Origin of the sequence: Pseudomonas sp. PsB (genome assembly GCF_043658375.1) — a bacterium.
Lineage (GTDB): Bacteria > Pseudomonadota > Gammaproteobacteria > Pseudomonadales > Pseudomonadaceae > Aquipseudomonas > Aquipseudomonas putida_Z.
On the sequence record NZ_JBIGLU010000049.1, the window covers coordinates 1 to 10844 of the forward strand.

General features: G+C 62.1%; 8 protein-coding genes. 7 read left to right on the forward strand and 1 reads right to left on the reverse strand.

Annotation, left to right across the window (positions count from 1 at the left end; translation table 11 throughout):
• From ACGLHT_RS27755 to ACGLHT_RS27780, 6 genes are all read left to right on the forward strand, one after another.
• Positions 1 to 4572 (forward strand): immunoglobulin-like domain-containing protein (locus ACGLHT_RS27755; RefSeq protein ID WP_394520744.1); only part of this gene is annotated, 4572 nt, incomplete at its 5' end.
• A 305-nt stretch (positions 4573 to 4877) separates the two neighbouring features.
• The gene (locus ACGLHT_RS27760; protein ID WP_137164752.1) at positions 4878 to 5219 is read left to right on the forward strand and encodes a tryptophan synthase subunit beta; all 342 of its coding nucleotides are present in this window, start codon (positions 4878 to 4880) and stop codon (positions 5217 to 5219) included.
• 199 nt (positions 5220 to 5418) lie between these two features.
• The gene (locus ACGLHT_RS27765; RefSeq protein WP_137162738.1) at positions 5419 to 6318 is read left to right on the forward strand and encodes a TauD/TfdA family dioxygenase; all 900 of its coding nucleotides are present in this window, start codon (positions 5419 to 5421) and stop codon (positions 6316 to 6318) included.
• Between the two features lie 18 nt (positions 6319 to 6336).
• On the forward strand, positions 6337 to 7356 hold the full coding sequence (locus ACGLHT_RS27770) for an ABC transporter substrate-binding protein (protein ID WP_025337262.1): 1020 nt from the start codon (positions 6337 to 6339) through the stop codon (positions 7354 to 7356).
• A gap of 6 nt (positions 7357 to 7362) precedes the next feature.
• A complete protein-coding gene (locus ACGLHT_RS27775; RefSeq protein WP_085591750.1) occupies positions 7363 to 8226 on the forward strand; it encodes an ABC transporter ATP-binding protein in 864 nt (287 codons plus the stop codon).
• Positions 8227 to 8240: 14 nt separating this feature from the next.
• Positions 8241 to 9104 (forward strand): ABC transporter permease, encoded by an 864-nt coding sequence (locus tag ACGLHT_RS27780; protein WP_015268522.1) that lies wholly within the window; start codon positions 8241 to 8243, stop codon positions 9102 to 9104.
• A 118-nt stretch (positions 9105 to 9222) separates the two neighbouring features.
• Here ACGLHT_RS27780 and ACGLHT_RS27785 read toward each other — a convergent pair whose 3' ends face one another.
• A complete protein-coding gene (locus tag ACGLHT_RS27785) occupies positions 9223 to 9783 on the reverse strand; it encodes a WYL domain-containing protein (RefSeq protein WP_025337264.1) in 561 nt (186 codons plus the stop codon).
• A gap of 207 nt (positions 9784 to 9990) precedes the next feature.
• Here ACGLHT_RS27785 and ACGLHT_RS27790 point away from each other — a divergent pair, with 207 nt between their 5' ends.
• Positions 9991 to 10785 (forward strand): tetratricopeptide repeat protein, encoded by a 795-nt coding sequence (locus tag ACGLHT_RS27790; RefSeq protein WP_025337265.1) that lies wholly within the window; start codon positions 9991 to 9993, stop codon positions 10783 to 10785.
• Positions 10786 to 10844: the final 59 nt, after the last annotated feature.

The window sequence follows — 10844 nt, forward strand, 5'->3', positions numbered from 1 at the left end:
GCGTCGGTCAACCACAAAGTCACCGGTTCCGATCTGGTAGTGAAACTGGCCAACGGCCAGACCATCACCATCCCGGTGGGCGAGTCGTCGGCTTCGGTACCGTTCACTGCACCGAACAACGTCCACAACACCAACCTGGACCTGACCAACAAGATCACCAATATCTCGGGCGGCAATTACGAGAAGACCGTGGCGGTTGGTGAACCGGTGACCACTGTTACCGATAATCCGGCGACTCCGGACATCACCACGCTCACCCTGACCGCGACGGATACCGTGGCCGAAGGCGGCAAGATCACCTACACCGCCACCCTGACCAACAAGGCCGGCACTGACCTGGTGATCAAGCTGAGCAACGGTGAGACCATCACCATCGCCGCCGGCTCGAAGGAAGCCTCGATTACCATCGACGCCCCAAGCGACGATGTGTACGTCGATGCGGGCACCGTCCGGGCCAAGATCGATGGCACCAGCGGCGGCGACTTCGAGTTGCTTTCCACCAATGGCGCCTATGCGGTAACCAAGGTCACCGACACCATCGACCACACCGGCCTGAGCCTCAGCGCCACGCCGACCGTCGAAGAAGGTGGCCAGATCACCTACACCGCCACCTTGACCAACAAGGCCGGCACCGACATGACCATCAAGCTCAGCAACGGTGCCGTCATCAGCATCGAAGCGGGCAAGCTCTCCGGTAGCGTTACCGTTCCGGCGCCTACCGATGACGTCTATATCGATGCAGGCAACGTTTCGGCGAAGATCACCGAAACCAGCGGTGGCAACTTCGAGAAACTGAACGTCAGCGATACCGCGGCGGTCACTGCGGTCACGGATACCATCCAGACCACCACCCTGAGCATCAGCGGCACCTCTGCGGTCGCCGAAGGTGGCGATGCCACGTACGTCCTGAACCTGACCAACAAGGCCGAGACCGACGTCACCGTCAAACTGACCTACACCGGCACCGCGGCCGATGGCACGGACTACACCGGCGTGGCCACCGTGGTGATCAAGGCCAACAGCACGCAGGCAACGTTCACCATCCCGACCTTCAAGGACAGCACCACCGAGGGCACCGAGCACTTCACCGTCAAGATCGATTCGGCCACTGGCGGCAACTTCGAGAAGCTCGACATCAGCTCCAGCGCCGGCAGCGTGACCACCCAGATCTTCGAACCAGCCCCGGTTCTGGACCTGGATGGCAACGACTCCAGCGGCAAGACCGGTGCCGACTACCAGACCACCTTCACCGAGAACCAGCCAGGCAGTGGTGTGTCGATCGGCGATGTGGACGTCACCATCACCGACTTCGACAGCTCGCAGCTGACGGGTGCGACGGTCACCCTGACCAACCGCCAGCCGGGTGATGAGCTGAACCTGGGCAACAGTGTCAACGGCATCACGATCAACGCCAACAGCACAGACGGCAAGGTAGTCCTGACCCTGAGCGGCGCTGCGTCGCTGGCCGACTATATCCAGGCGATCAAGAACATCACCTTCATCAACAGCAGCGAGAACCCGAGCACCACGCCTCGCATCATCACCGTGACGGTGACCGACGGCGTGAATACCTCGAACACCGCCACGACCACGGTGAATGTGATCGCCGTCAACGACGCACCGGTCGCCACCGGCGGCGCTGTCACTGGCGTCGAAGACACGCCGCTGGTGCTGACCTGGAACGACTTCAACATTTCCGACGTCGACAGCGCCCTGTCGAGCATGGGTGTGACCTTCACCCAGCTGCCAGCGGGTTCCCTGCAGCTCTTCAACGGCACCGCCTGGGTCAACGTCGCCCAGAACCAGACCGTCAGCCAGGCCGACATCGCTGCCGGCAACCTGCGGTTCGTGCCGAAACCCAACGAGTCGGGTATCGACGGATATGGCGGAACGGGCGTCGGCAACAAGCAGGCCGACTATGCCCAGATCAAGTACAAGCCTACCGACGGTACCGCTGCTGGTGGCGAGGCCACGCTGAAGGTCGATATTGCGCCTGTAGCCGACAAGCCTGGCCTGAACATCGGCAGCAACACCCCCGATTCGCTTGGCCTGACCAAGGAAACCTGGAACAGCCTCACGGGCCTGGGCACCAACGGCAACGGCATCAGTGGTACTGCGCTGAAGAACGTGTTCGCCAACTCTGGCAGTGCCAGCAAGACCGAGCAGGTTACCAGCGCCGATTCGGGCGGCAGCGTTGCCGCCGGCACTGGCTCCAAGACCTCCGGTCTGATCTACCTGGAAGCCGGCCAGACCTACACCTTCAGCGGCACCGCCGATGACAGCTTGCAGGTCTATATCGGCAAAACCAGCGTGGTCGGCGCCACCTGGGGGGCGGGCGGTACGATCTCCGGCAGCTTCTCGCCGCCTGTCAGCGGCTACTACACCCTGGAGATCTACCACGCCAACCAGTCCGGCCCGGGTAGCCTGGATATCAACGTCAAGGTCGGCAACGGCCCGGTGACCGACCTGAGCAGCTCGGCCATCCCGATGTACCCGAACGTTGCGGCGATGGGTAATGCCGGGCTTTCCGTGTCCGATTTCCATGGCAGTGACGGCCAGGGCTACTACGATGGCTACAAGCTCAACGAAGGGCCGGAGAACGGCACCGTCAAGCTGGTTGGCATTTCCACCAACCTGACCGACACCGACGGCTCCGAGAGCCTGAGCGTCAAGCTGGACGGCATTCCGGCAGGTTCGGTGCTCAGCGATGGCGCCGGTCATACCGTAACCGTCGGCGCCACTTCGGTTGACGTCACCGGCTGGAGCCTCAACGGCCTGAGCATCAAGCCGCCGGCGTACTACCAGGGCAGTTTCGATGTGAAGGTCACCTCGACCGCTACCGAAAGCGTGGGCGGCAGCAAAGCCTCTACCGAAGGCACGATCAAGGTAACTGTCTATCCGGACACCTACACCGCCAGCAACCTGACCACCGACAGCGACAGTTTCACCGGCACCGCCACCAGCGACATCATCGTTGCCGACATCAGTGGCCTGCACGTGACACCGGGTCAGGACTACAACATTGCGTTCATCGTCGATACCTCAGGCAGCATGGGCAGCGCGGTCGATGCCGCGCGCAACTCGCTGAAGTCGGTGTTCGATACCTTGGCCAACAGCGTCAAGGGCGCGCAGTCCGGCACAGTGAACATCCTGCTGGTGGACTTCTCCACCCAGGTGAACAGTACGGTTTCGGTCAACCTGGGCGACAAGAATGCGTTGAGCTCGCTGTACAAAGCGCTCAATGCGCTCTACTCCGACGGGATGACCAACTACGAGGACGCCTTCAAAACTACCGCCAACTGGTTCCAGCAACTCAAGGATGCCGGTAACACCGGCAGCCGCCAGACGTTCTTCATCACTGACGGTCAGCCGAACAGGTACATGAGCGGCGAGTACGACGCCGTCTTCAAGAACACCAGCACCACACTGGATGCCGCGCTCAAATCGATCAACTACAAATTGGGCGATGTGGTCACCGACAAGCTGGTAGGTAACAACAACCGCTTCAGCATCGATGCCAAAGGCTACGTGACCTCCGAGTACAGGACCGGCAACGGCAACAACTGGCGTAGCGACAGTGATGCTTCCGGGCAATTGCATGCCCAGGGTGACGGGACCTATGAGTTCTCTTACGTAGCCAGTTCCTACGACTACTACGTGGACCTCAACTCCCAGCAGAGCTTCCTGTTGTTGTCCAAGCTGTCTGGCGTGGAGGCCATTGGCCTCAACAGCGCGGTCAACTTCAACGACCTGAAGCCTTACGACACCGATAGCAAGCCGCAGACCAATATCGACCCGAGCAAACTGGCGGAAGCGATCCTGGGCCACACCGAAGCCACCGTGCCAGGCAATGACACCGTCAACGGTGGTGATGGCAACGACATTATCTTCGGTGACCTGGTGAGCTTTGGTTCGGTCGCCGGCAACGGTGTCGAAGCCATACAGGGATATGTCGCAGGTCAGCTGGGTGTGGCCCTGGGTGATGTCGACGGTCGCGTGCTGCACAAGTACATCGTCGAGCACGTCAGCGAATTCGATGTCTCGCGCAGCAACGATGGCAATGACATTCTCAACGGTGGCGCGGGCAATGACCTTCTGTTCGGCCAGGGCGGCGACGACACCCTCGACGGTGGCAAGGGCAATGACATCCTGATCGGTGGCCTGGGCAAGGACACCCTGCTCGGCGGTGAAGGCAATGACATCCTGCTTGGCGGCAAGGGCGATGACACCATGACCGGTGGCAGCGGTGCCGACACCTTCGTATGGAAGGCTGGCGATACCGGCAAAGACGTGATCAAGGATTTCAAGGTGGCCGAAGGCGACCGCATCGACCTCAAGGACCTGCTCCAGGGCGAGAAGGGCAGCACCATCGACAACTACCTGAAGCTCACCACGGTGGAAGGCACGACGACGCTGCAGGTCAGCAGCGAAGGCAAGCTCAATGCCGCCGGTGGTATCGCCAACGCCGACGTCACCATCAAGCTGGAAGGGGTGAACTGGTCCAACACCACGATCAACTCGTTGATCAGCGGTGCTGACCCGACCATCATCGTCCACAACAAGGACAGCTGATGCGCCAATGGGCTGCCCTGCAGCCCATCGCCATCACCGGCTTCAGGCTGGCGCTGTCCCTGTAGGAGCGGCCTTGTGTCGCGATGGGCTGCAGAGCAGCCCCCAGGTCTCCGGCATTGTTGCCGAAACCGTGGGGCCGCTTTGCGGCCCTATCGCGACACAAGGCCGTTCCTACAGGGCGCGTGCCTGGGCCTTTCCCGCAACTCCATGACAGCGCATACTCTGGCGCCGGGCCGGCGTGCCTGGTGATCTTTGCCTATGCTGCTGTCTACCACCAAGGAACCAATGTGACGAGGGACACCGCCATGTTCTACGTGCAACGCGATGCCGCTGGCGAGTTGCAGCGGGTAGAAGCAGCCGCTTTTGACGAGTTCACCGAAATGCTCCCCGCCGACCATGCCGATATCCAGGAATGGTTTGCCCATGACGTGGTGGAAAACAGCCTCAACCAGCTCAAGCAAAGCGACCTTGACATGATCCGCGTGCTCGAGGACCTGATCGATGTACTGACCGCCAAGGGTGTGTTCAAGATCACCGACCTGCCCCCCGGTGCGCAGGCCAAGCTGCTCAACCGTTCTACAGCGCGCAAGGCGCTCAGCAGCCTGAACAACCTCATTGATGAAGAAGAGCAGGGCGGCTTGATCTGATTGCGTAGCACCCCTGGCAGCAGTGCTATGGTTATTCTTTAACGGTATTTAAAATAAAGCTCTTATGACTTTATAGTCACTTCCACTGCGTACCCGTCGACCAATCGATGCGCCGCACGACTTGAACCCACACGGGAAATCCCCGTGCGTTTCTGATCGTTGCGCGCCATTGAAGTCGCGCACTGCGTGGGAGTGAAAAATGTCAGCCGCCTCGAACGCCTTGTCGATCATCGACAGCGCCCAGCCGCAACGCTTCGAAATCCGCCCGTTCTCCGGTGCCGTAGGCGCCGAGATCATCGGCCTGGACCTGGCCAAACCGGTCAACGCCGAGGATTTCGCCCGTATCCATCGCGCCCACCTCGACCACCATGTGCTGGTGTTCCGCGACCAGCGCATCAGCCCCGACCAGCAGATCGCCTTCAGCCGCCGCTTCGGCCCATTGCAGATCCATGTGCTCAAGCAGTTCCTGCTCGCCGGCCACCCCGAGATCCTGATCGTTTCCAACATCATCGAAAACGGCCAGAACATCGGCCTGGGTGATGCCGGCAAGTTCTGGCACTCGGACCTGTCGTACAAGGAACTGCCCAGCCTCGGTTCCATGCTGCATGCCCAGGAACTGCCCGACGAGGGCGGCGATACCTTGTTCGCCGACATGCACAAGGCCTGGGACGCCGTACCCGCGGCCCTGCGCAAGGTGGTCGAGGGCCGCAGTGCTGCGCACTCCTATACCGCCCGTTACGCCGAGACCAAATTCGAAGGCAACTGGCGCCCGACCCTGACCGCCGAGCAACTGGCGCAGGTACAGGAAGTCATCCACCCGGTGGTCCGTACCCACCCGGAAAACGGCCGCAAGGCGCTATTCGTCAGCGAAGGTTTCACCACCCGTATCGTCGGCCTGCCAAGTGACGAAAGCCGCGACGTGCTGCAACAGCTGTATGCCCTGAGCGTGCTGGAGCAGAACATCTACCGCCACCAGTGGCAGCCCCACGACCTGGTGTTCTGGGACAACCGCTCGCTGATCCACCTGGCCACCGGCTGCCCCGCACACCTGCGGCGCAAGCTTTACCGCACCACCATCCAGGGCGATGCCCCGTTCTGACGACTGAGGAAACCCATCATGCGTAAATCCATCAGCCGCCTGGCGGCAAGCATCGGCCTGGGCGCAAGCCTGGTCGTAGGCAGCCTGGCGGCCCCCGCCGCGGCGCAAGCAGAAGGCAAGATTCGCATCGCCGAACAGTTCGGCATTGTCTACCTGCTGCTGAACGTAGTGCGTGACCAGCATCTGATCGAAAAACATGGCAAGGAGCAGGGCATCGACATCGAAGTCGATTGGGCCCAGCTGTCGGGTGGTTCGGCCATCAACGACGCACTGCTGTCCGGTTCGGTGGACATCGCCGGTGCCGGCGTCGGCCCACTGTTGACCGTGTGGGACCGCACCAAGGGCCGACAGAACGTCAAGGCCGTGGCCTCGCTGGGCAACTTCCCGTACTACCTGGTCAGCAGCAACCCCAACGTGAAGACCATTGCCGACCTCTCCGACAAAGACCGCATCGCCGTGCCGGCGGTAGGCGTTTCGGTGCAGTCGCGCTTCCTGCAATACGCCGCCGCCCAGCAATGGGGCGACAAGGAATACAACCGCCTCGACAAGTACACCCTGGCCGTGCCGCACCCGGATGCCACTGCCGCGCTATTGGCCGGTGGCACCGAACTCAACGGGCACTTCTCCAACCCGCCGTTCCAGGACCAAGTGCTGGCCAACAAGAACGTGCACGTGGTGCTCAACAGCTACGACCTGCTCGGCCCCAACTCGCCGACCTTGCTGTTCGCCACCGAAAAATTCCGCAAGGACAACCCCAAGACCTACAAGGCCTTCGTCGATGCGCTGGCCGAAGCCGCGGACTTCGCCCAGAAGGACAAGGCGGCCGCCGCCGACACCTACATCCGCGTGACCAAGGCCAAGATCGACCGCGACACGTTGATCAAGCTGATCGACAACCCGCAGTACGAATTCACCGTCACGCCAAAAAACACCTACAAGCTGGCCGACTTCCTCTATCGGGTAGGCGCCATCAAGCACAAGCCGGAATCGTGGAAGGACTACTTCTTCCAGGATGAACGCCCGCTGCAGGGGAGCTGACCGATCATGACCGCCCCATTGCCAGGCCACACGGCCAGCAACCTGAGCCGTGTCGCAACGCCACCTTTGCTCAAGGTGGATAACCTCAGCCTCGAATACCGCACCGCGCAACGCGTGGTGCGGGCCACCCACCAGGTCAGCTTCGAAGTCGACCGTGCCGACCGCTTCGTGCTGCTCGGCCCCTCCGGCTGCGGCAAGTCCACCTTGCTCAAGGCCGTGGCCGGGTTCATCTCGCCCCAGGAGGGGCAGATTCTGCTGCAAGGTCAGCCAGTCAGCGGCCCAGGCCCCGACCGCATCGTGGTGTTCCAGGAGTTCGACCAGCTGCCGCCATGGAAGACGGTGAAACAGAACGTCATGTTCCCTCTGCTGGTGTCGGGCCAGCTGAAACGCGCCGAGGCCGAGGAGCGGGCGCTGCACTATCTGGAAAAAGTCGGCCTGGCCGCCTTCGCCGATGCCTACCCACACACCCTGTCGGGCGGTATGAAAGCGCGCGTGGCGATTGCCCGGGCCTTGGCCACGCAGCCGAAGATCCTGCTGATGGACGAACCGTTCGCGGCACTTGATGCGCTGACCCGGCGCAAGATGCAGGAAGAACTGCTGCTGCTGTGGGAGGAGGTGCGTTTTACCCTGCTGTTCGTTACCCACTCCATCGAAGAGGCTCTGGTGGTCGGCAACCGCATCCTGCTGTTGTCGCCCCACCCGGGGCGGGTGCGCGCCGAAGTGCACAGCCACCAGTACGACTTGGGCAGCCTGGGTGGTAGCGACTTCCAGGCCAGTGCCCGGCGCATCCATCGTTTGCTGTTCGATGAGGCGGATGCCCCCGAACAGCCCGACGATCTTGGCTTCAACGATATCCGTATCGCCTACTGACAGGAGCTTCAGCCATGACCACTACACCTGTACGCCAGGAATACGAGGTGCAGCTGGAGCCTTTGCTCAGTGTGCCTGTGGAGCGCAACCTGCCGTTGGCTCAGCGCCTGTGGCAGCACGGCTGGTTGCGCAAGGCGGTCATCCTGCTGGTGATCGCCGTGCTGTGGGAGGCCATTGCCCGCTACCAGGGCAACGACCTGCTGCTACCGACCTTCCTGCAGACGGCCACGGCGCTGTGGGACGGCATGGTCAGCGGTGAGTTGCCGGCCAAGGTTGGCGTGTCGCTGGTGATTCTGCTCAAGGGTTACCTGCTGGGGATCATCCTGGCGTTCGGCCTAACCAGCCTGGCGGTGTCGACCCAGCTTGGGCGCGATCTGTTGGGCACCCTGACCTCGATGTTCAACCCGTTGCCGGCGATTGCCTTGTTGCCCCTGGCCTTGCTGTGGTTCGGGCTGGGCGACAACAGCCTGATCTTCGTGCTGGTGCACTCGGTGCTATGGGCGCTGGCGCTGAACACCTATGCGGGCTTTCTCGGCGTGTCGGAAACCCTGCGCATGGCCGGGCGCAATTACGGCCTGAAAGGGTTGCGGCTGGTGCTGCATATCCTGGTGCCGGCGGCGTTGCCGTCGATCCTCTCGGGGCTGAAGATCGGCTGGGCATTCGCCTGGCGCACACTGATCGCTGCCGAGCTGGTGTTCGGGGCCAGCAGTGGCAAAGGCGGGTTGGGTTGGTACATCTTCCAGAACCGCAACGAGCTGTACACCGACAAGGTGTTTGCCGGGTTGGCGGTGGTGATCCTGATCGGCTTGCTGGTGGAAGGGCTGGTGTTCAATACCCTCGAGCGGCTGACGGTGCGGCGTTGGGGGATGCAGCGCTAACTGGTATGCCTGTGCCGGCCTCTTCGCAGGCTTGCCCGCTCCCACAGGAAAACCACACACTTCAGAATCTGTAGAGTACCTGTGGGAGCGGGCAAGCCCGCGAAGAGGCCAGCACAGGCTAAAAATTCTGGTACTGCGCTGCCGCATTGCTCAGGATCTTGCCAATCTCCTCCCGCAAGCCGCCCGGCTGCTCAACCACCACCCCATCGCCATGGCTCAACAACCACCAGCGCAGTGGCCAGCCGTCACTCACCGTGGCCTGCAACCGATGTCCGTGCTCCAAGGCCGTCAGCTGCATGTCGCTACTCAACGGCGCAACCCGCAACTGCCGCGCCAGCGTATCGCTGATCCGCGCCACCAACTCCACCCCCTCGCCCCGAGCCGGTTGCAGCGCATCACCGCGCAAGTGCGTCAACAAGTCGAAATTGCCGCGCAAGTCGCCCACTGCGCTCGCCGACCAATGCCAGCCAAACGGGATGCTCTTGTCATTGCGCTCCAGCGGAAATATCAGCGACAGCTCATTGAGATCACGCTCGACAGTGCGTTTGCTGACAGTGAAGCCCACGTCACGCAGGCGCCAGACCAATTCGGCGCTGGTAATGCCTGGGGAACGGCTGGGCAACTGGCGCAGCAGCGCCCACTGTCGGCTGAGGGTGGCGCGAGTTGTGGCGAACGGCAAAAGATAACGTCCTTGTCTAGGCTTGCCGCAATAGGATGGCGGCAGGCGTGGGTCATGGCAATTGGCCACAGCCTGCTCAGATCAAGGAAGTCGCATTTGGTTGCCTGGCGCCGAATCGTTCGCGACAGGTTTTGACGTTACGTCACGCAGAATCACGCCTCATCACAGCCGAAGGTTGGGGTTGTGTGTCGTTCAATGAGGATGAACATGTCTGCTGCCAGCAATATCCATTCGCTGCTTGCCCGCCTTTTGCCCGAGCGGGTCATTGCCCCACCGGCCGCTGTCGGGAGGCGACAGCGACTGTTTGCCGGGATAGGGTTGCCCAGCCAGCGCTCGCTGCTGGTCAGCCGCCTGGACGAAGCCAGCGACTTGCAGGCGGTGTACGTCGACCTGCGCCGCCAGGCCTTGCAAGGCAGCGTGGCGGCGCTCAACGACCTTGGCTGGATCTGGCTCAACGGCAAATACTGGCGTGCTGACACCGTGTTGGCCGGCCACCTGTTGCGCATGGCGGCCCTGCAAGGCAATGCCGCGGCATGGTTCAACCTTGGGCAGCAACATTACTTCGGCAAAGGCATCGAGCCCTCTTACATGCAGGCGGCGGAGTGCTACCGGCAGGCTTTCGAGCGGGGCATGCTGCATGCCGCTGCCGCGCTGGGTGACCTGTACGAGGAAGAGGTGTGTGATGGCGGCCTGCAGTGGCAGGTCGACCTGGTGCAGGCCTACCAGTGGTTCTTGCGCGGGGCCGAGCAGGGCGAGGCACGCTGCCGTTTCGAGGTGGGCTACCGGCTGATGCATGGGCTGTACGTGGAGGCTGATCTCAAGGCCGCGCTGTACTGGCTGGAGCTGGCGGCAGCTGCGGGGGTGGTACAGGCGGCCGAAGAGCTGGCGGTGCACTTCAGCAGCCGCGACGAGGGCCGCTACCAGGAGTGGCGTGACCGCGCGGTGCAGATGGGCAGCACACTGGCCTTGACCATGAAGCTGGAAGACCAGATTCAGCCCTGAATGCTCTGTTGCCTGTCCGGGCCTCTTCGCGGGTAAACCCGCTCCCACAGGTACCGCGC